This is a genomic window from Bradyrhizobium sp. T-1 (assembly GCF_053592855.1).
In genome coordinates this window covers 7,035,969-7,060,300 of record NZ_CM132115.1, presented here as the reverse complement: position 1 = coordinate 7,060,300, position 24,332 = coordinate 7,035,969, and the positions used below count along the sequence as shown (strand labels likewise).

22 protein-coding genes are annotated in these 24,332 nt (G+C 63.2%); 13 read left to right on the top strand and 9 right to left on the bottom strand.

What is annotated here, in order from left to right:
- Window positions 1–8: 8 nt before the first annotated feature.
- Together ACWAT4_RS33685 and ACWAT4_RS33680 are read left to right on the top strand one after the other, a co-directional pair.
- Window positions 9–1,211 carry a protein-glutamate methylesterase/protein-glutamine glutaminase gene (locus tag ACWAT4_RS33685; protein ID WP_212428495.1) on the top strand — a complete coding sequence of 401 codons (1,203 nt, stop codon included), beginning with the start codon at window positions 9–11 and terminating at the stop codon, window positions 1,209–1,211.
- Window positions 1,208–2,080 (top strand): CheR family methyltransferase, encoded by an 873-nt coding sequence (locus ACWAT4_RS33680; RefSeq protein WP_212428496.1) that lies wholly within the window; start codon window positions 1,208–1,210, stop codon window positions 2,078–2,080. Before ACWAT4_RS33685 ends, ACWAT4_RS33680 begins: the two co-directional genes overlap by 4 nt.
- A gap of 57 nt (window positions 2,081–2,137) precedes the next feature.
- Here the strand turns inward: ACWAT4_RS33680 and ACWAT4_RS33675 are convergent, their stop codons facing one another.
- From ACWAT4_RS33675 to ACWAT4_RS33660, 4 genes are all read right to left on the bottom strand, one after another.
- Complete coding sequence (locus ACWAT4_RS33675; RefSeq protein ID WP_212428497.1) at window positions 2,138–3,298, bottom strand: glutathionylspermidine synthase family protein; 1,161 nt, start codon at window positions 3,296–3,298, stop codon at window positions 2,138–2,140.
- A 3-nt stretch (window positions 3,299–3,301) separates the two neighbouring features.
- Window positions 3,302–3,538, bottom strand: coding sequence for a hypothetical protein (locus tag ACWAT4_RS33670; protein ID WP_212300024.1), 237 nt, complete (start codon window positions 3,536–3,538; stop codon window positions 3,302–3,304).
- Between the two features lie 65 nt (window positions 3,539–3,603).
- Window positions 3,604–4,014 (bottom strand): hypothetical protein, encoded by a 411-nt coding sequence (locus ACWAT4_RS33665; protein WP_212428498.1) that lies wholly within the window; start codon window positions 4,012–4,014, stop codon window positions 3,604–3,606.
- A gap of 17 nt (window positions 4,015–4,031) precedes the next feature.
- Window positions 4,032–4,436, bottom strand: a complete 405-nt coding sequence (locus tag ACWAT4_RS33660) for a DUF350 domain-containing protein (protein ID WP_212428499.1) — start codon at window positions 4,434–4,436, stop codon at window positions 4,032–4,034.
- A gap of 376 nt (window positions 4,437–4,812) precedes the next feature.
- Between ACWAT4_RS33660 and ACWAT4_RS33655 the strand changes: the two genes are divergently transcribed.
- Together ACWAT4_RS33655 and ACWAT4_RS33650 are read left to right on the top strand one after the other, a co-directional pair.
- Entirely contained in the window at window positions 4,813–6,639 is a 1,827-nt protein-coding gene (locus tag ACWAT4_RS33655; RefSeq protein WP_212300021.1) for a CHAT domain-containing tetratricopeptide repeat protein, read from the top strand.
- A 74-nt stretch (window positions 6,640–6,713) separates the two neighbouring features.
- Window positions 6,714–8,294 carry a hypothetical protein gene (locus ACWAT4_RS33650; protein WP_449729117.1) on the top strand — a complete coding sequence of 527 codons (1,581 nt, stop codon included), beginning with the start codon at window positions 6,714–6,716 and terminating at the stop codon, window positions 8,292–8,294.
- Window positions 8,295–8,382: 88 nt separating this feature from the next.
- Here the strand turns inward: ACWAT4_RS33650 and ctrA are convergent, their stop codons facing one another.
- The gene (ctrA, locus tag ACWAT4_RS33645) at window positions 8,383–9,084 is read right to left on the bottom strand and encodes a response regulator transcription factor CtrA (protein WP_016848562.1); all 702 of its coding nucleotides are present in this window, start codon (window positions 9,082–9,084) and stop codon (window positions 8,383–8,385) included.
- A 416-nt stretch (window positions 9,085–9,500) separates the two neighbouring features.
- Here ctrA and fliI point away from each other — a divergent pair, with 416 nt between their 5' ends.
- From fliI to ACWAT4_RS33610, 7 genes are all read left to right on the top strand, one after another.
- Complete coding sequence (fliI, locus tag ACWAT4_RS33640) at window positions 9,501–10,826, top strand: flagellar protein export ATPase FliI (protein WP_212300019.1); 1,326 nt, start codon at window positions 9,501–9,503, stop codon at window positions 10,824–10,826.
- Window positions 10,827–10,947: 121 nt separating this feature from the next.
- Window positions 10,948–11,367, top strand: coding sequence for a flagellar export protein FliJ (gene fliJ / locus ACWAT4_RS33635; RefSeq protein WP_092302166.1), 420 nt, complete (start codon window positions 10,948–10,950; stop codon window positions 11,365–11,367).
- A 344-nt stretch (window positions 11,368–11,711) separates the two neighbouring features.
- Entirely contained in the window at window positions 11,712–12,257 is a 546-nt protein-coding gene (locus ACWAT4_RS33630) for a sigma-70 family RNA polymerase sigma factor (RefSeq protein WP_212300018.1), read from the top strand.
- A gap of 37 nt (window positions 12,258–12,294) precedes the next feature.
- A complete protein-coding gene (locus ACWAT4_RS33625; RefSeq protein ID WP_449731300.1) occupies window positions 12,295–13,386 on the top strand; it encodes an anti-sigma factor in 1,092 nt (363 codons plus the stop codon).
- Window positions 13,387–13,556: 170 nt separating this feature from the next.
- Complete coding sequence (locus ACWAT4_RS33620) at window positions 13,557–14,516, top strand: helix-turn-helix transcriptional regulator (RefSeq protein ID WP_212300017.1); 960 nt, start codon at window positions 13,557–13,559, stop codon at window positions 14,514–14,516.
- Between the two features lie 117 nt (window positions 14,517–14,633).
- A complete protein-coding gene (locus ACWAT4_RS33615) occupies window positions 14,634–15,860 on the top strand; it encodes an NAD(P)/FAD-dependent oxidoreductase (RefSeq protein ID WP_449729116.1) in 1,227 nt (408 codons plus the stop codon).
- A gap of 119 nt (window positions 15,861–15,979) precedes the next feature.
- Window positions 15,980–16,846 (top strand): L,D-transpeptidase, encoded by an 867-nt coding sequence (locus tag ACWAT4_RS33610; RefSeq protein WP_449729115.1) that lies wholly within the window; start codon window positions 15,980–15,982, stop codon window positions 16,844–16,846.
- A 79-nt stretch (window positions 16,847–16,925) separates the two neighbouring features.
- On the opposite strand, the gene ACWAT4_RS33605 is transcribed toward ACWAT4_RS33610, so the two are convergent.
- Window positions 16,926–18,548 (bottom strand): serine hydrolase, encoded by a 1,623-nt coding sequence (locus tag ACWAT4_RS33605; protein WP_212428503.1) that lies wholly within the window; start codon window positions 18,546–18,548, stop codon window positions 16,926–16,928.
- 591 nt (window positions 18,549–19,139) lie between these two features.
- On the opposite strand from ACWAT4_RS33605, the gene ACWAT4_RS33600 reads away from it, so the two are divergent.
- Together ACWAT4_RS33600 and ACWAT4_RS33595 are read left to right on the top strand one after the other, a co-directional pair.
- Window positions 19,140–19,613, top strand: a complete 474-nt coding sequence (locus ACWAT4_RS33600) for a P-loop nucleotide/nucleoside kinase family protein (RefSeq protein ID WP_212428504.1) — start codon at window positions 19,140–19,142, stop codon at window positions 19,611–19,613.
- A 188-nt stretch (window positions 19,614–19,801) separates the two neighbouring features.
- Window positions 19,802–20,755 (top strand): ABC transporter substrate-binding protein, encoded by a 954-nt coding sequence (locus tag ACWAT4_RS33595; protein ID WP_212300013.1) that lies wholly within the window; start codon window positions 19,802–19,804, stop codon window positions 20,753–20,755.
- A 285-nt stretch (window positions 20,756–21,040) separates the two neighbouring features.
- On the opposite strand, the gene ACWAT4_RS33590 is transcribed toward ACWAT4_RS33595, so the two are convergent.
- From ACWAT4_RS33590 to ACWAT4_RS33580, 3 genes are all read right to left on the bottom strand, one after another.
- Window positions 21,041–21,241, bottom strand: coding sequence for a hypothetical protein (locus ACWAT4_RS33590; protein ID WP_449729114.1), 201 nt, complete (start codon window positions 21,239–21,241; stop codon window positions 21,041–21,043).
- A 294-nt stretch (window positions 21,242–21,535) separates the two neighbouring features.
- Window positions 21,536–23,677, bottom strand: a complete 2,142-nt coding sequence (flhA, locus tag ACWAT4_RS33585; RefSeq protein ID WP_212300012.1) for a flagellar biosynthesis protein FlhA — start codon at window positions 23,675–23,677, stop codon at window positions 21,536–21,538.
- 351 nt (window positions 23,678–24,028) lie between these two features.
- Entirely contained in the window at window positions 24,029–24,331 is a 303-nt protein-coding gene (locus ACWAT4_RS33580; protein ID WP_212300011.1) for a copper-binding protein, read from the bottom strand.
- Between the last annotated feature and the right edge of the window lies 1 nt (window position 24,332).

The following is a 24,332-nucleotide window of genomic DNA, read 5'->3' as shown; positions in this document are numbered from 1 at the left end:
GGTGAGTAATGAGTGTTGCGTTCGCAGGTAAGTCGACCACGAGCTCGTCGCGCGAAGCAGGGCCGCTGCGGGTGATGGTCGTCGACGACTCCGTCGTCATTCGTGGCCTCATCTCGCGCTGGATCGGCGCCGAGCACGACATGGAGGTCGCAGCCTCGCTACGCACCGGGCTCGAAGCGGTCAACCAGATCGAACGCATCAATCCCGATGTTGCCGTGCTCGACATCGAAATGCCCGAGCTCGACGGCATCTCGGCGCTGCCGCAACTCCTGGCGAAGAAGCGCGATCTCGTCATCATCATGGCCTCGACGCTGACCCGCCGCAATGCGGAGATCAGCTTCAAGGCGCTGTCGCTCGGCGCAGCCGACTACATTCCGAAACCGGAATCGACGCGCGAGACATCCGCCGCGGATGTCTTCCATCACGATCTGATCCAGAAGATCCGCCACCTCGGAGCACGGCTGCGCCGGAAGACGGCTGTGGCGAGCCCGCCGCTGGCACCCGCGAGCCCTGCTGCACCGGCTGCGCGTGCGCCGGCCGTGACACGCCCCGCCGCGCCCGCACCGGCTCCGGCCGTGTCCGCCTTGTCGTCAGGCTCGCTCACCACGCGTCCGTTCTCGACCCAGGCGCCGAAGGTGCTGCTGATCGGCTCGTCGACCGGTGGGCCGCAGGCGCTGATGGCGCTCGTCACCGAGCTCGGCCCGGTGATCGACCGCTTCCCGGTGCTGATCACCCAGCATATGCCGCCGACCTTCACCACCATTCTCGCCGAGCATCTGGCGCGTTCGAGCCGCCGGCCGGCAGCCGAGGCGGTCGACGGCGAGCCGGTGAAGCCGGGTCGGATCTACCTTGCGCCGGGCGGCAAGCACATGCGCGTCGTGCGCAGCGGTGCTGAAGCCGCGATCGCGCTCGATGACGGCCCCGCAGTCAATTTCTGCAAGCCCGCGGTCGACCCGCTTTTCACCTCCGCGATCGACATCTGGCACGGCAACATCCTCTCCGTGATCCTGACGGGCATGGGCTCGGACGGCATGCGCGGGGGCAAGGACATCGTCGCCGCCGGCGGCAGCGTGATTGCGCAGGATGAAGCGTCCAGCGTGGTGTGGGGCATGCCGGGTGCGGCCGCCAATGCCGGCATCTGCGCGGCCATCCTGCCGCTCAATCAGATCGGCGCCAAGGTCAACCGCCTGTTCACGGGAGACCGCTCGTGACGCCCGCGGACTATGATTACCTCCGCAAGTTCCTGAAGGAGCGCTCCGGCCTCGATCTTTCGGCTGACAAGCAATATCTGGTCGAGAGTCGGCTGCTGCCGCTGGCGCGCAAGGCGAGCCTGCCTGGCATCCCCGACCTCGTTCTCAAGATCAGGAACGGCGACGGCCGGCTTGCGACCGACGTGGTCGAGGCCATGACCACCAACGAGACGTTCTTCTTCCGCGACAAGATTCCATTCGATCATCTGCGCGACAGCATCGTGCCTGGCCTGATCCGGGCGCGCGCCGCGCGCAAGTCGCTGCGCATCTGGTCGGCGGCCTCATCGACGGGGCAGGAGCCCTATTCGATCGCGATGTGCCTGAAGGAAATGGGCGCGACACTCGCGGGCTGGCGCATCGAGATCGTCGCCACCGACCTCTCGCAGGAGGTGCTGGAGAAGTGCAAGGCCGGCGTCTACAGCCAGTTCGAGGTGCAGCGCGGCCTGCCGATCCAGCTCCTGATGAAGTATTTCACCCAGTCGAGCGATGTCTGGCAGCTCAAGGCCGATGTCCGCGCGATGGTGCAGTTCCGCCAGCTCAATCTGTTGCAGGACTTCTCCCATCTCGGCACGTTCGACGTGATCTTCTGCCGCAACGTGCTGATCTATTTCGATCAGGACACCAAGGCGCTGATCTTCGAGCGGATGTCGAAGGGCCTGGAAGCCGACGGCACGCTGTTGTTGGGCGCCGCCGAATCCGTCGTCGGCATCACCGACGCGTTCCGCCCCATTTCCGACCGGCGCGGCCTCTACCAGCTCAATCCCGCGCGTTCCGGCCGTCCGATGGGTGGCTTGATGCCGCAGCCGCTGAAGGTCGCCGCGGCGAGGTGATTGTCTTCCCGTCATTCCGGGCTCGATCGCTTCTCGATCGCCCCCGGAATGACAAGGTCACAAGATTGCATGCGGCAGAAACCGCGAGCCATTGCCCGTGATCGGGCTCTCGTCCTCGCGGATCGAAAGTCCGCATGGTTCGTGGTTCACCAGCCAGCTTCCGACCACCGGATAGACGCCGGAAAAATTCGGTAGCGGCGACAGTGCCTGGCGCACGAAGCCTTCGGCCCCGTAGGGCCCCGCGTGCTCGTCGAGTGACATTCCGCCCGACACCAGCGTGACATTGGCGCCTTCGCGCGACAGCAGCGGCTTGCGGACATAGGACGTCCCGAGCTCCGCCGCCCGCGCGTCGTCCTCGAAGAAGGCCGGCAGCAGATTGGGATGGTTTGGAAACATCTCCCACAGCAGCGGCAGGATGCCCTTGTTGGAGAGCACCGCCTTCCACGGCGGCTCGATCCAGCGCGTCGGTGCCTCCTTGAGCTTTGTGCCGAAGGCGTCGCGGAACATCCATTCCCAGGGGTAGAGCTTGAAGACCAGCTCCATGTCGTTGTTACCGAGGTCGACGAAACCGCCGGCCTCGTCGCGCCAGCCGATTTGCTCGATGTCGAGCAGCGTCGTCGACAGGCCGGCCTGGCGCGCGGTGTCTTCGAGATAAGCGAGCGTACCGGCGTCCTCTTCATTGCCAGTGGTGCCGGTGAGGTGCAGATGATGGTCCGCACCGATCGTCTTCCACGCTTCGATCAGCCGTTCGTGGATGGAGTTGAACTGGTCGGCGCGCGCGGGGATGATGCGCCGCTCGATCGCCTGCTCGAGCCAGGTCCATTGAAATACTGCAGCCTCGAAGATCGAGGTTGGCGTGTCCGCATTGTATTCGAGCAGTTTTGCGGGAGCCGCGCCGTCGAACTTCAGATCGAGCCGGCCGTAGAGGCTGCGGTCATCGCGCTTCCAGCTCTCGGAGATCAGATTCCAGAATGCTTCCGGAATCTTCAGTCGCCGCAGATGGCGCTCGTCGCCGATCACGCGGCCCGCAAGCTCCAAGCACATCGCATCGATCTCGCCGGTCGGTGTCTCGATGGAGCGCTCGATCTCGTCGAGCGTGAAGGCGTAATAGGCGCGCTCGTCCCAATAGCGCTCGCCGTCGATGGTGTGGAAGGCGAAGCCGCATTGCTCGGCGGTCTGTTGCCAGTCGTCGCGCTCGGGGCAAATGATGCGTTGCATATGTCAGCCGCCGCCGTGACCACCATGACCATGACCGCCATGGCCATGACCACCATGCATGCGATGCAGCGTGCCGCCGAAGCCGCCATAGCTTGGGCGGCAGTACGGCTTGCCGTCGATGCCGGGCACGGCTTCAAGCCCGGAGCCGCAGGGACGCTCGCGCGTGGTAAATCCCATCGAGACGGCGCTGACCGCGGCGCTTCCCATCAGCGTGAGCATGACCCTTCGCGAACGTTTCATGGTATGTCCTCCCGCGCGACTTAAAGCAGACCGGCGCGCGGCGTTGAATTCAAAACACTCGCGCGTCAGCTCCCTCCCGAGAAGGCGTGTGCAAACGAGCCGAAGCCGCCGCGCGTGACGCCGCCAGAGCCTCCGTCGGACGAGCCACCGGACGAGGAATGACTCGAGGAGTCGCTGCTGTAGAAGCTCGACCGCGACGACCAGTGCGAGCCGCTGCCGCTGGAGGAGCTGCTGCTACAGTTGGTGTTCGTCTGCGCAGGCGCCGTCGCCCCGGGGACTGTCGCCCCGGGAGGCGCGGGATCGCAGCTTCGGTGCGGCATCAGCGTGTAGGCGCTGGCGCCGACCGCGATCGTGCCCATCACCAGCAGCGCGACATGGCCCGAGCGCTTCACCGGCTCCCGTGGCGGTAGCGGCAGGTCCGCCGGCTGGCGAGGCCGGCGCTTGCCGAACTCCTTGCTGGTAGGATTGTTGGCCATGTCACTTCGCTACCATGTCAGTAGATCATGCAGGCGGCGTTGAGGAGGCCTGCGGCAAGTGAGGACAGGCCGAGCCAGATTGCGGGCGCGAGCTCGCCGGCGGCGATCCGCCCCGACAGGTTCGGCACCGGGATTTTGACGATGTAGAACGCGGCGACCTGGACGATCAGGGCGATGACGGCCCAGATCAGGCAGTCCAGCACATTGGCCGAGTGCGCAATGGCGCTGAACAGCGGCGCCACGAAGCCGAGCAGGCTGAGGCCGAGCGCAATCGCAGCCGCTGGATCATTGTCCCGGATGAGCTGGAATTCGTTGTGCGGCGTAATCCGCGTGTAGACGAATAGATATGCCACTATTGCGATCAGCCCGGTGCAGAAATAGACCAGGAAGGCGGGCAGGCCGGCGAGCGATTGCAGGATCATGGGGAGGTCCGACGTTGACGCCGCGAATTCTGGCACGATCGCTTAGTCGCCGCACCGGTCGGACAGGTTCGATCCCCAGAAACGAGTCCGTTGGCGCATGCCCGGGCACTGCACAAATTTTCGGGCCGTATGAGACATGCTTCACAAATGCGTCTCGAGGTTGTGTGTGATAGTCTGGCGCATTGAGATTGCCGTTATCCGGGAGGAGCAGATGAATTGCGTCCTCGCTGAGATCAGTTCTCCGGGCATGATCAGACCAGCATGATCTGACCGGCGATTGTCCGTCGGCCAAGCGCGCAGTGCCTTGGCGACGCGCGTTGTTCAGAGTCGAGAGATTTTTCAGTGGCTGAAGAGATCTTGTTTGAGTGAGGCTCAAATGCCTGATTACGAAGATTTCGAGCTCGAGATCGGCTCCTATTTGCCGGGGGGCGTCGGCCCTCAGCAGTATTACGGACGCGTCGTCAAGTCGCCGGGAGGCGAAGCGCCGAGGAGCCAGGTGAAGTTCTGGTTCTCTGCGCCGGGCGAATTGGCCAAGCTGCGGGGAGAATTGGAAAGCGCAGTGCTGGAGATCGACGACCGGAGCCGTTCAGGCCCGGTGACGCGCGGCGAACAGGTATTGCGAGATTTCGGGCGGGGTGTCTTCCGAAGCCTCTTCACCGAGGTGCCGTTGATCCGGCAGGTCTACGACCGCAGCAAGGGCGCGACGCAGGATTTGCGGATTAAGCTGCGGATCGAGGCGGACGAGCTCGCCGGGCTGCCGTGGGAATATCTCTACGACGAGAGCGAGATTCCCTACTATGTCAGCCTCACCCGGCCGATCGTGCGCCATCTGGAGACCGCGGGCAGCGTGACGCGAATGGGCGTCAGGGGACCCTTGCGCATTCTCGGCATGATTTCCGATCCCTCGACCAGCGAATGGCCGAAGCTCGACGTGGTCAAGGAACGGGACCGCATCAACAAGGGCATCGATGCGCTCCAGCACGAAGGCAAGGTCGACTTCCAGTGGGTCCCGGGCGGGACCGGAAAAGACCTAATGAAGAAGCTGCTGGAGGGAGATTGGCACATCTTCCACTTCATCGGGCATGGCGGCGTGGACGATTTGCGGCCGGGGACTGACGCCGACAGCTTCGACGAGCGTGGCTTCGTCGTCATGGTCGACGAGGATGGCAAGCCGGTGAAGAAGTTCGCCTCCGACCTTGCGATGATGCTGTCGGGCGCCAAGCGGAGCCTGCGCCTGATCATGCTCAATTGCTGCGAGAGCGCCAAGGTCAATGTCGGCGATCGCTTCGGAAATCCGGCAATCGGATTGATGAAGACCGGCTGGTTGCCTGCGGTGGTGGCGATGCAGTTCCCTATCACCGACAATGCAGCGATCTCGATGTCGGAAGGATTCTATTCAGCGCTCGCCGGCAACAGGTCGATCGACGATGCCGTGACCTACGCGCGCCAGTTCATCCAGCAGAAGTCCCGGGTCGAATGGGGCATACCGGTGCTCTACATGCGCTCCTCCGACGGCAGGATCTTCAACGTCGAAAGTCCGCAACCGGCTGCGGGTCCGCCCGAGGCGGCGCGCCTGTCGAAGGACGACCTGCAGCAGCGTCGCGACGCGCTTCTGCGCGAGCTAGACGCGACGCCAGCCACGATCGAGGCGCTGGAGGAGCTGACGCGGCGCGGTCGGGAGCTGCACGGCCTGCTCGCGAACGACGATGAGCTTTCGGTCCGGCTTGCCAAGGTCTATTTCGATCTCGGCGCGCTTCAGCACAAGCAGAAGCAGATCCCGAAGGCGGCGGCCAGCTTCGCCTACATGATCGAGCTGGATCCGAACAAGGCGGAATACCGGGTGCGCAGGGCCAATTTCAACGTGACGGTCGGGCTCTACGAGAACGCGTTGAAGGACATCAACGAGGCCATCAGGCTGAAGCCGGACAGCCCTGAATTCTTCTGGATCAAGGGCATCATCAGCATGACGGCCTCCGGGGTCGACGACAAGCGGGGCTACCTGGAAGAAGCGATCAAGGCTTTCAGCGCGGCGGTCTCCATGAAGCCGACCGAGCCGAAATATCTGGTGTCGCGCGCCAACGCCTACGCACAGATCAAGGACCTGACGAGCGCCCAGAACGATATGGACAGCGCCATCGCACTTGCGCCCGACAACATCGATCTCGCGCTTCAGAAGGCGAAGATGGTCGCACAGGCTGCATGACTTTTACGAGGCCGCCGGACGCCGCGGCGTCCGGCATGTCCTCCACCCGTGAACCCCGGCGATAGGAGTTCATCGTGTCGCTCAATTACGTCATCGACTTGTTGAACAAGTTCTTCGATACCGGCGGCGCTCCGCTCATCGTCGCGCTGTTCTTCTGGTTCCGCTTTCATACGCTCAAGGGCACGCGTTCGTTTACCACTTGGCCCTTGTTCGCGTTCGGCGTCGCCGTCTTCATCACGCCGTTCATGCTGCTCTATTGGCTGCTGGTGCACAAGCTGTGGCCGCTCGCTGCGATCTGGCTCACCATCCTGACCTGGCTCATTCCGGTCGTTCCGGCGCTGTGGCGTGGCTTTTGCCACCAACTCGCCGGCATTCCCGCCAGCGCCCACGGATTGCGCGACGCCTTGGCCAAGTCGCCCTTCGACGTTCGTCCGGACGACATGCCGAGCCTTCAACGCAAGCTTGCCCGGGTCGGGTACCAGATCGACGATTTCCGCGCTGTGCAATCGACCGCGATCCAGTCGCGCCTGCTGAAGATCTCGGCGCTCATGCTGCATCTCGATCGCTGGGCCGGCGAAAGATTCATGAAGCGCAATTCCGAGATCTATGCGGAACTGCTGGCGGCCTACGATGCCTTGTGCTTCCGGACCGTTCGCGTGCTCAGGAGCAGCGCCGAAATCTACGGCGCGATTATGGAGGACAACGAGATCGAGCCGGATAATTGGGAGGCACTCGATTCTCTCTCGACCCGGCACAGTACGGTGAGCCAGCTGCAGCTGGCGGCCCAGACAGCGGCGGGGTGCATGCTGGAGGACTTGCGCAAGGACATGGATTCCCTGCTCAGCAATCTCCTGCTGTTCGTCGTGCGCGCGGCGCTGGCCGGCGAGTGGACCCTGGCGCGCAGCAAGCGACGGCTTGGCGCGATTGGATTCACGCTGGCATCCTCGTCGCCGGGGTTCCTGAAGTTCGTCGCGGGTGTTGCCGCTTTCGCGTTTTGCTGGGCTCTGTTGTGGCTGGTGTTTTCGGGGCGGTTCATCCACCAGCCGGGAGACCAATCCGTCGCTTCGCTACGCGCGCTCGTTGTCACGACGCTGTACCCGGTCGTGAACTTCCCGCTGATCTATCACTTCAAGCAGCGTTACGCGTTCGCGAACGAGAACATCTTCGGCCGGCTTCCGATGGGATTCATTCTGTCGATCGGCCTCGCGGGTGTGATCTTCATATTCCTGCCGGTTCAGGTGCTTTTTGACCTCTACCAGTTTCCCAAGGAGCCATCGTCGGAGGTCGTGTTGTACGATTTGCCGCTGCTGATCTTCCCCTGGGGCTTTGCCGCGATGACGGCACTCCTCGTGCAGGATTCGACTTGGGGTCGGCGCTCGAGGCAGACCAGACAAGTGCGCGACGGTCTGGTTTTTGGCGGCGGCATGGTGGTCATGCTGGTGTTGTTGATGGTCACCTACCAGGTCGTCCCGATGCCGGTCATGAAGCTCGTCGACGGCATGTCGGCATTGATGTTTTTCAGCTCTATGGTGGTTCCAACCTTCCTGTTCGGATTCATCATCGGTTATCTGATGATCGGCCGGCTGCGCGAGGCGGCCGCGCGCAGCCCGGTCTGGAAGCCGGACCTCGTGACCCCGTCTCTTGCCGGCGCCTGACCTAGCCCCAAAAAACAAAACCCCGCCATTTGCGGCGGGGTCCAGGCTGGGAGGAGCGAGCCCGACCAGGGCTCGCGACGTAAACGGATCAGGCGGGGATGCGCTCGTCGGCCTCGTGCGGCTCGCGCAGCACATAGCCGCGGCCCCACACGGTCTCGATGAAGTTGCGTCCCTCGGAGGCGTTGGCGAGCTTCTTGCGGAGCTTGCAGATGAAGACGTCGATGATCTTCAGCTCGGGCTCGTCCATGCCGCCATAGAGGTGGTTGAGGAACATTTCCTTGGTGAGGGTCGTGCCCTTGCGGAGCGAGAGCAGCTCCAGCATCTGGTATTCCTTGCCGGTCAGATGCACGCGCTGGCCACCGACTTCGACCGTCTTGGTGTCGAGGTTGACGACGAGGTCGCCGGTCTGGATGACCGACTGGGCGTGACCCTTGGAGCGGCGCACGATCGCGTGGATGCGGGCAACCAGCTCGTCTTTATGGAAAGGCTTGGTCATGTAGTCGTCGGCGCCGACGCCGAGACCCTTGACCTTGTCCTCGATACCGGCGAGGCCGGAGAGGATCAGGATCGGTGTCTTGATCTTGGAGACCCGAAGCTGCTTGAGCACGTCGTAACCGGACATGTCGGGCAGGTTAAGGTCGAGAAGGATAATGTCGTAATCGTATAATTTACCGAGATCGACGCCTTCTTCCCCCAAATCGGTCGTGTAGACGTTGAAGCTCTCAGACTTCAGCATCAGCTCGATCGACTGCGCGACGGCGCTGTCATCTTCAATCAGCAAAACGCGCATGCCAGTTCCCCATAGTCGCCGCTCCTGGGCGTCAGGTCGGCCGCATTCGCGGCACTCAACAAAACGCCTTTGAACAACTGATTCGGATCCTGACAACAGATGGTTAACAAATCCTGATTCTGGAACGCAAGTCCCCCCGGTGCAATTTTTGTCGAATCGCCCTAAGGTCTTGCGCGCGAAGCAGCTTTCGTTATCCGGCTCCGTTCAAGTTCCACTTTAAGAGACGGGCCTAACCGACTCCCGCGACTCAGCCTTCTTCTGAAGGGGAGCCACGCTCAGTCACAAAGACAGTGACGCAATGATTAACGATGCGGGTAAACACGAAGTTAAACGCCGTTCAGAAATATGGCGAAATTTAAGGGTTTCGCCATGAAGGCCCAAATCAGGAAGCGCACGGCCCCTATGAAGGCCCTCTTATGAAGGCTCTGGCGGAACAGATCGGCGATATCGACGGCGTCAATATCTATGGCCGTGTGGTCGGCGTGCGCGGCCTGATGGTTGAGGTCGCGGGGCCGATTCATGCGATGTCGGTCGGCGCGCGGCTCGTGATCGAGACCGGCGCCAACCGTTCGATCCCCTGCGAGGTGATCGGCTTCTCCGGCAACAATGCTGTCGTGATGCCGTTCGCCGGCCTGGATGGCGTGCGCCGCGGCTGCAAGGCCGTGATCGCCAATGCCGCCAATCAAGTGCGTCCGTCGGCAGCCTGGCTCGGCCGCGTCGTCAACGCGCTCGGCGAGCCGATCGACGGCAAGGGGCCGTTGCCGCAGGGCGCCTCGCCGATGCCGTATCGCAATTCGCCGCCGCCGGCGCATTCGCGCAGGCGCGTAGGCGCACCGCTCGATCTCGGCGTGCGCGCGATGAACACCTTTCTCACCTGCTGCCGCGGCCAGCGCATGGGAATCTTCGCAGGGTCCGGCGTCGGCAAATCGGTGCTGCTGTCGATGCTCGCGCGCAACGTTGATGCCGCGGTCAGTGTCATCGGGCTGATCGGCGAACGCGGCCGCGAGGTGCAGGAATTCTTGCAGGACGATCTCGGTGAGGAGGGTCTGGCGCGCTCCGTCGTGGTGGTCGCGACCTCGGACGAGCCGGCCCTGATGCGGCGGCAGGCGGCTTATCTGACGCTCGCGGTCGCCGAATATTTTCGCGACGAGGGCCAGGACGTCCTCTGCCTGATGGACTCGGTGACGCGTTTCGCCATGGCCCAGCGCGAGATCGGACTGTCCGCCGGCGAGCCGCCCACCGCCAAGGGCTACACGCCGACCGTTTTCACCGAGCTGCCGAAGCTGTTGGAGCGCGCCGGTCCGGGCTTGGGGGAGGGCGCCATCACCGCGATCTTCACGGTGCTGGTCGACGGCGACGATCACAACGAGCCGATCGCGGATGCCGTCCGCGGCATCCTCGACGGTCACATCGTGATGCAGCGCTCGATTGCCGAGCGCGGCCGCTACCCCGCCATCAACATTCTCAAATCGGTGTCCCGCACCATGCCGAAATCGGCCGATCCGCAGTTCTGGCCAACGATCCAGAAGGCGCGGGCGGTGATGGCGACGTACGCGGACATGGAGGAGCTGATCCGGCTGGGCGCCTACCGGGCCGGCTCCAGCCCCGAGGTCGACGAGGCGATCCGTCTGCACGAGCCGCTGGAGGCCTTCCTGCGCCAGCGCAAGGACGAAAATGCTTCGCTGGCCGACGGCTACCGCCAATTGGCGCAAATCCTCGGTAATTTGGAAACGGAACGCTAACTTTGTCCCGTCATCATCCGATCCCACAGAGTAGCAGAGCCGGTCTTGGCCCCAATCGGGCCTGTGGGGAGACTGGTGTCGTCCCACGTGCAGCCAAGGGACTTCTGGGGAGTACGAGTCGATGAAGTCACGTGATACCCTCATCCGCCTGAAGAAATTTCAGGTCGACGAGAAGCGCCGCCGGGTCGCCCAGATCGAGTCCATGATCGCCGACTTTCAGCGGATGTCGGTCGATCTCGAGCGGGAGATCCAGACCGAGCAGGACCGCGCCGGGATCAACGATCCCTCGCATTTTGCCTATCCGACCTATGCCAAGGCCGCCATCCAGCGCCGCGAGAACCTGACCCGCTCGGCCGACGAGCTGAAGGGCCAGCTCGAGGAAGCCAAGGCCGCGCTCGGCGAGGCTTTCGAGGAGCTGAAGAAGGTCGAGCTCCTGGACGAGCGCGACCAGGCCCGCGAGCGCGCCGAGGAAAATGCCCGCGAGCAGGCCGATCTCGACAGCATCGGCCTGATGCGCTCCCGCATCGGCGCCGTCGCGTAGACGGCAGCCGGCACCAAAATCGCCTGAGAATTTGCGAGCTCGGACCCGCAAGGTCCGGGTTTTTGCATGTGCTGTCCACAGCGTGACCCTTCGCCCCTTGGTGACGGGCTTTGCCGCGCGCTATGGTGGCGGAGATGAAAGCGGTGCCGGTGGTGGAGTGTCCACCTCTCCCTTCGGGAGAGGTCGGCGCGGGAGGCGCTGGGGTGAGGGGTTACGATTTCCCGCGAGCCCCGAGCCCCTCACCCGATTTGCGCGGGACGATGCTTCGCATCGCCCGGGGGCAAATCGACCTCTCCCCGTCGGGGAGAGGTAAGGTACGACGGGGCCGCGCGTTGGGGGGCTGAATGCTGACGCCAGCAGAGCTGGTCGGGCTGATTGAGGCGGTGGCGAAGCGCGATCAGGCCGCGTTCGAGCGCCTCTACGCCGCCACGCGCGCGAAACTCTATGGCGTCGTCCTCCGTATCTTGCGCCGACAGGATCTCGCAGAGGAAGTCATTCAGGAGACCTACGTCAAGATCTGGAATAGCGCCGGCCAGTTCAATCCGGCGCTGTCGTCGCCGATCACGTGGATGGCGTCGATCGCGCGCAACCGCGCCATCGATATCGTGCGCAAGAAGACCGAAGCCTCGCTCGAGGAGGAGCCGCAGGCGATGGAAGTCGCCGCCGACAGTCCCGATCCCCTGGCGCGCCGGGAGATGACCGAGGAGTTGAAGCGGCTCCTGGAATGTATCGGCCGGCTCGAGCCGGACCGCCAGCGGCTCGTGCTGCTCGCCTATTACAACGGCTGGAGCCGCGAACAATTGGCGGAGAAATTCGCTGCGCCCGTCAACACGGTGAAGACGTGGCTCCGGCGCAGTATGTTGGATATCCGTGAGTGCCTCGGATTATGAAGGCCTGGACGATGAGGGTGAGTTTGGACTGCAATTGATGGCCTACAGCGAGGACCATATCGCGCTCGCCGCGGAATATGCGCTCGGCACACTCGATGCCGACGAGCGCGCGCAGGTCGCGGCCATGATGGCGGTAGACCAGGAGTTCGCTGCCGTCGTGCAGGCCTGGGAGTTCCGGCTCGGCGTCCTCAATCAGATGGTCGGCACGATCGAGCCGCGGTCGATCGTGTGGGAGAACATCAGGGCGGAGATCGCGCGGACGGAATCCTCGCACGATGCGCCTAAGGTGCCGCCGGTGCTGTCGGACGCGCCGTTGCCGGAATCCTATTCACCGGAGCCTCCATCATCCGAGCCTTCAGCGCCGGAGTCTCCGGCGCCAGACTCGCCATCACCGGAATCTCCGGCGCACGAGCCTCCGATGCTGGATATGCAGCAGCCGGCGCCGCTCGAATCCGGCTCCGATGCCATTCCGATTTTCCCGCCGCAGTTCGTGCCGCAGACCCATGCGCCCGACCGGAGCATTGTGCCTCCGACGCCGGCGCCAGTCGTCGACGACACCAACGTGATCCGTCTCGAGAGCCGCGTGAAGCGCTGGCGCTCGATCGCTTCCGCCGTGGGTGCGCTCGCGGCGGCGCTGCTGGTGACGCTGTCGCTTCAGATCTTCCTGCCCGATGCGCTGCCGGGCGCGTTGCGGCCAGCGCCGCGCATCCAGACGGTCGAGGTCAAGACGCCTGCCGCGCCGCTGTCCTCGCCCGCGCAATATGTTGCGCTGTTGCAGGGCCAGAGCGGCGGTCCCGCCTTCATTCTCACCATCGATGGCGCGACCAAGAACTTCACGGTGCGCAAGGTCGGCGCGACGCCGGAGCCGGGCAAGAGCTTTGAGCTATGGCTGATCTCCGACCGGCTGCCGCGCCCGCGCTCGCTCGGCGTGATCGGCAGCGGTGACTTCACGGCCCGTCCGGTGCTCGCCGGCTACGATGCCGATGTCGTCAACGGCGCGACCTATGCCGTCACTGTCGAGCAGTCGGGCGGCTCACCCAATGGCCAGCCGACCTCGGCGCCGGTATTTTCCGGCAAGTTGATCGAGACCGTGCCGCCGTCCCAGCCGCAGGCGCCTGCGAAGAAGTAGTTGCGACAAGCGCGCGTTCCTGTCGCCACGGTCCATTCGATCGTCGCAATGCGACAAGTTCCGCCAAATCCGCCCCTGATTTGAACCTCCATGCATTTCGCGGCGTCAAATGCCCGGAATTTGCAGTCGGCACGGCCGATCATGGTGCCGAAAGAGGGGCTAGAAATCAGATGGATGCAGCCAAGCCGCCGGGCATCTTTATTCACCAATATGCAGGCCTGCCGCAGGGGCCGGCGTTCGAGCATTGGCGCGACAGGGCGCTCGGGCCCTGCGGCCTCGAGATCGGACCGAGCCAGGGCGACAGCATCGATTGCCGGCTGCAGGTCAGCGTGGTCGACAATATCACGCTGGCCATTCCTGAAGGTGCCTCCGCGCAATATTCCCGCACACAGAGCGGCCTCGCCGACGGCAGCGACGATCTCGTGCTGATCGCCGCGCATGCCGGCCTCGTCAGCGTCCGGCAGAATGGCCACACGGTCGAGCTTGCGCCGGAGCAGATGGTGCTTGCCGATATGAGCATCACCGGCAGCGTCGGCCACACCGACGAGAACCGCTTCACCACCATTCGCATGCCGCGCCGCGCACTGCTCGACATCAATCCGCGCGCCGAGGAGAAGCTGTCGCAGGTGCTCTCGGACGGCGCGGTCGCCGAGACCATCTTCCGCTATCACGCGCTTGCCGCTCATCACGCGCCCCATCTCGACGCCGTCGGCCAGCGCCTGACCGCGCAGCACATGGTCGATCTCGTCGGCCTGCTGCTCGGTACCGACGCCGAGCACGCCGCGCTCGCGCGCGGTCGGGGCCATGCGGCGGCCCGTCTCGATCTGATGCGCGCCGACGTGATGGCCGCACTTGGTCGCAACGATCTCTGCCTGTCCGAGGTCGCAACGCGCTCGGGGTTGAGCCCGCGTCAGGCCCAGCGGCTGTTCGAGCAGGCCGGCACCACCTTCACCGAATTCGTGCTGGAGCAGCGTCTGCTGCTGGCGCGAAAACTGCTCGGCGATCCCCGCGCGCGCGCGCGCAAGATCAGCGACATCGCGCATTCCTCGGGCTTTTCGGATCTGTCCTATTTCAACCGTGCTTTCCGCAGGCGTTTTCACGCCACGCCGTCGGAGCTGCGCGAGGCCTGAGCCGCGATTTTGTACAGTCGGACGCGGCGTCAGCATTTGGTTGTTCCGGACCAATGAGCTATATCTGCCTGCGCGGGGCGGATCACCGGATCCCCGGGAATAGCAAAGTCAACGGACATGGCGCGTATCGTCGTGCTCGGCGCAGGGTTTGCAGGCCTGTGGGCGGCCATCGGTGCCGCGCGCATGCGCGATGAGATCGGTGATGCCGGCCGCGACATCGAGATCCATCTCATCGACCGCAATCCTTACCACAACATCCGCGTGCGCAATTACGAGGTCGACCTCAGCGAGGTCGCGCTGCCGCTGCCGCAATTGCTCGACCCGATCGGCGTCACGCACGGGATCGGTGAGGTCGAAGCCATCGATCCGGCGCGGCACGAAATCTCGCTGGTCACGAGCGATGGCAAGGAGAGTCTGAGTTACGATCGCCTCGTGCTTGCGCTTGGCAGCGAAGTGATGCGTCCCGATGTTCCGGGCCTGGCCGAGCACGCGTTCGATGTCGACACCTATGCTGCGGCGCGTTGCCTTGAGGATCATCTCGCCTCGCTCGGGCGAAGCGCGCCGTCGCCCGCGCGATCGACGGTGGTGGTGGTCGGCGCCGGCTTTACCGGCATCGAGGTTGCTGCCGAAATGCCTGCGCGGCTGGCGCGCGCCGGCATCACCGGCAGCCGCCGCATTGTCCTGCTCGATCCCAATCCAGTGGTCGGCGCCACCATTGGCGAACAAGCACGCCCCGTCATCGAGACGGCGCTGGCCTCGCTCGACGTCGAAACCCGACTCGGCGTGCGCGTCGCATCGGTAGAGGCCGCAGGAGCCCGCTTGAATTCAGGTGAATTCATCCTGACGCAGACGGTGATCTGGTGCGCCGGCATGCGCGCGAGCCGGCTGGCCGGAAACTTTGCCGGGGCGCGCGATCGTCTCGGGCGCCTGCTGGTCGATCCCTTCATGCGGATTGCGGATGTGCCCGGTGTATTCGCGGCAGGCGACGTCGCATCCAGCGTGATCGACGGTCTGCATCCAACCGTGATGTCCTGCCAGTTTGCCCGGCCCATGGGCCGCTTCGCTGGTCACAATGTGGTGGCCGATCTCGCCGGCCGGCCGATGCTGCCGCTGCGCATCGACTGGTACGTGACCGTGCTCGATCTCGGCGGCTGGGGCGCGCTCTACACGGAAGGCTGGGATCGCGAGGTGCGGACGACCGGCGAGGCAGCCAAGGCGACCAAGCAGGCCATCAACCGCAAGCGCATCTATCCGCCGCTCTCGGGGCGCAAGGACGAGCTGTTTGCTGCCGCTGCGCCGACGGTGCAGGCGCCGCCGCCGACCTATGGAGCGCGGCGGAATTGAGCGTGGCCGTGGTCGGCAGCGAATGATGGTTAACGGTTCCAGCCTGAGCGGAAATTGCTTCGAAGTTTGTTAAAACTTGCTGGGTACGTCTCTTGGGCATAGTGACCTGGGGAAAGCGTATGGGTAGGCGGGCCAAACGTGGAAAGGCGGAGACGCTCGCAATACCCATGGCCGCGAGAGTTGCAATTGGCGCCGTGGCCGTCGCCGCATTGGGGTACGGTTTGCTGTCTCGCCCGGCGAGCGTGCAACCAACACGGAAGCCGTCCGCGCCTCAGGCCCAGGCGTCGTCAACTCCGGTTTACGTGGCACCTCCGGTTCATGCATTGGCGTCAGCGCCAACTCCGGCTCCAATCCCGGCCCCTGCGCCACTGGTCGAACCGCCAAAGGCTGCTGAAGGTCCCGGAGCGCTTGTCCGGCAGGTGGTCGACTACGCCAGCCGCCAGGCGCCAGGCACGGTGATCATCGATACCAAGAATACGTTCCTCTATTTCGTTCTGAACGACGCGCAAGCGATGCGCTACGGCATCGGTGTCGGCCGCGAGGGTTTCACCTGGTCGGGCGAACAGACCGTGGCCCGCAAGACGGAATGGCCGGATTGGCGTCCGCCGGCCGAGATGGTCGTGCGCCAGCCTTATCTGCCGCGGTTCATGGCAGGCGGTCCCGGCAACCCGCTCGGCGCCCGGGCGATGTATCTGGGCGAGACCGAGTATAGAATTCACGGCACCAACAAGCCCGATACGATCGGGAAGCGTGTTTCGTCCGGCTGTATCCGGCTGACCAATGAGGACGTCGTCGATCTCTATGAGCGGGTTAAAGTCGGAGCGAAAGTGATCGTGCTTCCGGCAACCGCAGCCCATCGACCATCCCAGGAAGCGACGCCCGACACCACCTTCCGATCACCGGACCCGTCATCGCCGTCGAAGCGGCCCCCGGCAACGAATGCGCAGTTGCGGTCATCTGAACCGAAGGTCGCCGAGGTCCAGTAACGCGTTCGTCCTTGGTCATCAGGACAAGCAAACGTTCAAGCCCTCGATTTATGTCAGTTCCGGGAAGCGCATTCCTGAATCATTGCGACGACTTCGAGCCGATCGGATCGAGCGAGACCTTGTCGAATCGCAGCCGCTTGACGCGGCCGTCATCGATCGACATTGCATTGCACTTGCCATCGTCTACGCACGCGAACTTCAGATTTCCGATCGGAAAGCCCGTCGTGAACGCGTCAGTTCCGACAGGTTGCAGATCGAGTTCTCCCCGCGGGTAGTGCACCATCAGCACATTCTCGCGAACGAACACGTCATAGATGACGCCGAGTTCAGCGCTGTAATAGTGACCCTCGTATGCTTTGAGCCGGTCTCCTGCAGGCTTGCTGATGGTGATCCGCTTCAGAGGAAGAATGGCGCCGTTCTGGTGCAGGACCGCGTTTTGGGCCGCTCCGCCTTGCGCGACGTCGTCGAAGACGATTTCGGCGGGAACCACCCTCAGGCGGAAAGCGGTGTTGGAGACCGCGTACATTGGAAACGATGGCTGGCCGGTCGCGCGCGTGACGAGATGATCATTGTCCTTGCTGACGGAAATGATGAACCCCGGTCTGAGTTCATAGTCGCCAACATAGGCATCGAGGATCTTGGGGTCGACGGCAACTTCCGGCTTGTCGTCAAGGGTCGGCTTGTCACGCGCAGGCTTGAGCAATTCCTTGAGATAGATGTCGGCGATCCTGAATGAGAGCGCTGCCGGGGTCAGATCTCCCGCGTTTGCCAGTATCACTACCGAAAAGTGCTGGTCTGGAAATCTGAGAATATTGGTCCGGTATGCGGCATCGCCGCCAGAATGCTCAACCGTCCTGAGCCCGCGATACTTTCCGATGGATAGGCCCGATGCGTAGTTGATATCTTTGCCGTTGTTGAGCTTGCCCTTCTGCTGCATCTCGGCGAGCAGCGTCAGGCCGCCGACTTGTCCGGTGTAGAAATTCTCATCCCAGCGCGCCAGGTCGCCGACCGTTGAAAACAGGCTTGAAGGTCCGACCGTCGAATAGGTCAGCGCAATGTATTGGTACTTGCCATCCGGCTGCCGCCCGTAGGAATAGGCCCGGTCCTTGACGGGCATGCCGTATTTGTCCTGGAAGTGCGTATGAGACATACCGAGTGGGTCGAAGATGCGCTCCTTCGTGAACTCGGGCAGCGTTTTGCCGGACACTTGCCTCACGACCATTGCGAGCAGCGTGTAGCCGCTGTTGCTGTAGAGGAACTGGTCGCCGGGCTCGAAGTTCAACTCGGTTTGTTGAAACAGCAGATGTGCCACATCATCGTCCGTGATCTCGTCGTCGAGCCGCCACCCCGCGAGCGCCAGAAGATTCCACTGGTCTCGAACTCCGCTGGTGTGATGAAGCAGTTGACGGATCGTGATCGGCTTGCCGAAGTCGTGCAACTTCGGAACATATTTGCGAACGTCGTCATCCAGAGACAATTTTCCTTCGTGAGCAAGTTGATAGATCGCGAAGGCGGTGAACTGCTTGGAGACCGATGCCAGGTGGAATACGGTCGCCGGCGTGTTTGGCACACCATACTCCAGATTGGCTGCGCCATAACCCTGGCTGTAGATGATCTGGCCGTCCCGAAGGACGGCGATGACAGCGCCGGGCGAGTTTGGTTCAGCCCATCGCGCGAAGAGCTGATCGACGGCGCGCTCCATGGTTGCATTGTCGGATGTTGCGGAGGATGAGGGCTCCGATTGAGCGCCGGCGACGGTAGGTGTCGAAAGACACATTGCCGCAAAAGCGGCCGTCACAATCCTAAAGAGCATAACGGTTTCCCCAATTGACGCTCAGCATCGTCGCGCCATGAACGTACCGCGTAGAATGGGGAGAGCGAAGCAAAACTCATCGAACCTCGTTCTCCTGATCAGACCGGAACGACGATTGCTTGGTCCGGCATGGCCCTACGGGCTGACGTCGCACCGGGCGCGGCAAGTTCGCCCATGGACGATCGGCCCGAGATTGTGCCATATTTGCCGTGCAACCGCGAAATGGAGCCGCTCGGTGGATCGCTTGCCGTTCATTCTGACGGTCGTCCTTGAGATGGGCACGCCATCAGCCAAAGCGACGCCCGACGGCAATCGGCTAGATGTCAGTTCTCATAGCGTGTGTTGAACTCTTGCGAAGCCCGTCGCCCGACGGGCGGGGCCAGCGCCAAGCGACTGTTGGTGCCGATCTGATAAAGAGAACGAAGTCTGATGGATCTCGCTTCGCTCTATCCATCCTACGCGCTGTAACGGGACAGCAGAATGGCAACCGCACACTTGATTCATGGATATCTCGGTGCAGGAAAGACGACGTTCGCGCGGCACTTGGAGCACGAACTGCCGGCCATTCGCTTCAGTCACGACGAATGGATGACGATTTTGTACGGCAATGATCCGCCTATGGATCAGTTTCCCGAATTTCATCAACGCGTATCGAGGCTGATCGACGCGCACTGGACACGATGTGTGAAACTCGGCCTAGATGTCGTACTTGATCTTGGTTTTTGGTCGCGACGCCAGCGCGATGAGACAAGGACGACCGCTGCAGCGCTGGGGGCTAGCGCGCGGCTCTATCTTCTCGAGTGCCCGGAACACGAAGCATGGCGTCGGGTCGACAAACGAAATGCGCATCTCGACGGAAGCTTGCTCATCGTCCGACATACGTTCGAGATGCTTAAGAGCCGCTTTCAGCCGCTGGGAGACGATGAGGACCGAATTGAAGTTAGGCAATGCTGAGAGATGTCAGCTCGTTGGACGTGAGCTCTCGCGAATCCCATCGCTTGACGGGCGGAGCCAGCATCAAGCAATCGTTGGTGCGATCTGATCAAGAGAACGAAGTTTGATGGGGTTTCGCTTCGCTCCCCCCATCCGAGGCGCTGAAAAGCCATTCTGTGCAATCCTATCGTCGATCAAGCGAGGGAGACATGTGGCGACGGAAGTTCATTGCCGGGCTGGCTGGTATGGTGGCACTGCCGCTGACCGCTCGCGCTCAGAGGCCAAACCGAATCTACCGCCTCGGGCATCTTGCGACCACATCGGAAACCGAAGCTCTTACCCGCCAGATAACTTTGCCAGAACTTGAAAGGCTTGGCTTTGTTGAAGGCCGCAATCTCATCTTCGACGCACGTGTCGGCGATTCGGATTCGCTGCCGGCTCTCATGCGCGAATTGCTCGCCGCTCAGCCAGACGCAGTCGTCGCCATTGGCACCGCACTAAAGCCTGCCGCCGCGGCCACACGCACCGTGCCGGTCGTCGCTTTTGGCAACGATCCGATTGTGCTTGGCCTCGCCGCGAGTTACGCGCGGCCGGGAGGGAATATTACTGGCGTCGTGATTGCGGCGGACGAGCTTGAAGCGAAGCGGCTTTCCATTCTGCTCGAAGCGGTACCTGACCGTCGGCGTGTGGCCGCGCTGGTCCCGGCCTTGAGTGGAGCGAGCGAGGCCGTGAGGAAGGCGGCGGCGGGGCTCGGCATTGAAGTACTTGTATTTCCAGTCGCCGCACCGAGCGAATACCCGGCTGCCTTTGCGGCGATGCGGGCTCAAGGTGCACAGGCATTGATCATCAGCGCGCTTCCGCAGTTTCTGCGGGATGGCAGGCAGTTGGCAGCTCTTGCTCTCGAAGGTCGGCTCCCAACAGTGTGCGAATGGGCGGAAATGGCGCACACGGGGTGTCTGATCGGATATGGGCCCAATCGCATAGAACTGCGCAAGCGCATGGCCGACCAGATTGCTCAGATATTTCGCGGCGTCGCGCCTCGCGACATTCCGATCGAGCGGCCGACGTCATTTGAGTTCGCATTGAACCTGAAAACTGCCAAGTCGCTCGACCTCATCGTTCCTGCCTCAGTGCTGACACGCGCTGACGAGGTGATTGAATAGCCGGGTGACGTCGGCTTTTGGCCCGCAACTCTTCACCTGTATGCCGCTGTGCAGCCTCTTGTAGCGCAACCGTCGCACAGTGCTTCGTCGCTATGCTCCCCGCAATGACGAGGCTGAGGCGCTAGTCCCGCAAGCAACGACGTACCCCCCAGACATGAGAAAGCGCCCGTGGGGGGCGGGCGCTTTCTGTAGTCGACTTGGGGTTGGGGTCGTCTACATATCCACGTGGCGACTTTGGGGGGCTGGTAAAGAGCCGCGTGAATTCCTGAAACTCAAAAAATCTCCTTAGCGAACGAGCGATACGTTCGAACTGGTGATCACAACCGGCTTGCCGGCCTTGATGACGCGGGCGGTCTGGGCCAGGCCGTCGTCCGAACCTGTGCGTGCCGTGATGCCGAAGCCAGCAACCGCGATCCCGGCGACGAGGGCAACGACCACAATCTTCAAATGGGTCGAGCGATCTGCGCTGTAGATCGAGTGGTTCATGGAAGCCTCCTGCCGCCACCTACCCGAAGTAGTCGCTAGCCCGTTCAGGCTGGTTCATGCTTCCGGTGCCCAACAACCTAGTATTGGGCGGATTCGTTCCCAAGGGGACATCACAAGAGCGTGATATGACGTGAGAAATCGCGATCAGCGGTGAGGCCTGATCGTACAAATTTGTAATTATTTCAATGCTATAATGTACCCGTAGGACGCCTTGTCAACATCCGGTCCACAAGGCGCCAGGAACTCAAAAACCATTTGCCTGTGGCCGAAAAACACACGGCTTCTTAAGGCAAATCAGACGCTTCCGACGGTCTTCAGCCTTGCCCTCGGGTGGATTTCGGCCTGCGACAGCACGGTCGTCTGGGCGCGGAACCGTTCGACCAGGGAACGGACGAAGGGACGAATTGCCGCAGAGGTGACCAGTACGGGGGCCTCGCCTTCGCGGGCGGCGCGCTCGAAGGCCTCGCGCACGGCGGTCATGAACTCCGACAGTTTCGACGGCTGCATCGCCAGGCTGCGCTCCTCGCCCTGGCCGATGATGGATTCGGCAAAGGCCTGCTCCCATTTCGCCGACAGCGCGATTAGCGGCAGGTAGCCGGCGTAGGAGGTGTTCTGGGCACAGATCTGCCGTGCGAGGCGGGCGCGGACATGCTCGACCATGGTCGCGGGGTTGCGCGAGAAGGCGAGCGAGTCGGCGATGCCTTCGAGGATGGTCGAGAGGTCGCGGATCGAGATGCGCTCGGCGAGCAGCAGCTGCAGCACGCGCTGGATGCCGGAAACCGTGACCTGGCCGGGCACGATGTCCTTGACCAGCTCGCTCTGCTCCTTCGGCAGCTCCTTGAGCAGCTTCTGCACCTCGCCGTAGGAAAGCAGGTCCGACATGTTGGCCTTGAGCAACTCGGTGAGGTGGGTCGAGAGCACGGTGGCGGCGTCGACGACGGTGTAGCCCTTGAGCGAAGCCTCCTCCTTGAGGCTGGCATCGACCCAGGTCGCGGGCAGGCCGAAGGTCGGCTCGGTGGTGTGGATGCCGGGCACCTGCACCTGGCTGCCGCCGGGGTCCATGACCATGAACTGGTTCGGCCAGATCTTGCCGGTGCCGGCGTCGACCTCCTTGATCTTGATGATGTAGGTGTTGGCTTCGAGCTGGACGTTGTCGAGGATGCGCACCGCCGGCATCACGAAACCCATCTCGATCGCGAGCGAGCGGCGCAGGGCCTTGATCTGCTCGGTGAGGCGGTCGGTGCCGTCGGGGCCGTTGACCAGCGGCAGCAGCGCATAGCCGAGCTCGATCTTGAGGTCGTCGATCTTCAGCGCCGCCGAGATCGGTTCGTCCGCTGCCGCCGCGCCAGGCGCGCCGGGCGTTCCCGGAACGGGCGCGGCCTTGGCCGCTTCCTCGGCCTTGGCGGTGGTGCGCTTGTGGTTGCGCGCGCTCCAGGCCAGTGCGCCGGCGCCGGCGCCGAGCGCGAGGAACGGGATGGTTGGGATGCCCGGCAGCGCCGCCAGCACCAGCATGACGGCCGAGGACATCGCCAGCGCCTGCGGATAGCCGGAGAATTGCTTCATCAGCGCCTTGTCGGCGGCGCCGGAGACGCCGGCCTTGGAAACGAGCAGGCCCGCCGCGGTCGAGACGATCAGCGCCGGCACCTGGGTGACGAGGCCGTCACCGACCGTCAGCAGCGTGTAGCTGCGTCCGGCATCGGCAAAGGACAGGCCCTGCTGCGCGACGCCGATGATCATGCCGCCGACGACGTTGATGAAGACGATCAGGAGGCCGGCGATGGCGTCGCCGCGGACGAACTTCGAGGCACCGTCCATGGCGCCGAAGAAACCGCTTTCGTCCTCCAGCGCCTTGCGGCGCTCCTTGGCGACCTTCTCGTCGATCAGGCCGGCGGAAAGGTCGGCGTCGATCGCCATCTGCTTGCCGGGCATGGCGTCCAAGTGGAAGCGGGCGGCGACTTCGGCGATACGGCCCGAACCCTTGGTGATGACGACGAAGTTGACGATGATCAGGATGGCGAAGACGATGATGCCGATGACGAAATTGCCGCCCATGACGAAGCTGCCGAAGGCTTCGATGACGTGACCGGCGGCATCCGTGCCCTCGTGCCCGTGCGACAGAATCAGGCGGGTCGAGGCCATGTTCAGCGACAGCCGCAACATGGTCGAGATCAAGAGGATGGTCGGGAAGGCGGAGAATTCCAGCGGCGCCTGGATGAACAGCGACGTCATCAGGATCAGGATCGAGAGCGTGATCGAGATCGCCAGGAACAGGTCCAGGACGATCGCGGGCAGCGGCAGGATCAACACCACCAGGATGGTGAGGATGCCGAGCGCCAGCGCGATGTCGCCGCGCTTGAGGATGTTGACGATCTCGGTGACGGAGGGGAGGCCCGGCTTCGCGCTGCCTACGCCCTGTCCCGCGGTGACGTCGACCATGGTAGCTGCCTCCCCGCGCGACTGCCGTCCGCGCGCCCCAAACGTCTGCGCGGCGGCCGATGGGCCGCCGTTCCGAAAGTGAGGCACCGCACTGGCGTCCACGGGATCCCCCGTTCTACGCGGCTGACGACACTCGACTTCACCCGGCAATTCTTGCCGGGTGTATGGTTAGCAAAGGGTTAACGGAGGGGGCTGGGAGGGGCGGACCGGGGTGTTTCGGGGGGCTCCTGGTCATGCCGGGGCGATGCGCAGCATCGAACCCGGAATCTCGAGATCCCCCGGTGCGCAATTGCGCGCCTGAGGTCTGGTCCTTCGGACCATCCCGGAATGACGGCGTGGCTGGCAATCCGCCTACTTCGCCTTCTCCAGCTTCGTCACTGTGTAGCCCGAAGCCGCCTCTTCGGCCTCGAAGCTCACCTTGTCGCCGACCTTGACCTGCTTGAGGAGAGCAGGGTCCTTGACACGGTAGACCATGGTCATGGGCTCATCCATGCCGAGGCTCTTGGCGGGGCCGTGCTTGAGCGTGATCTTGCCGGCGCCCTCGTCGATCTTCTTGACCTCGCCACTGATCGAGGCGCCCCCGGCTGCCAGCGCATTAGTGGCAACGCCGACGGTCAGCACCAGCGCGGTCGTGATGCGGATGATGTGGTTCATG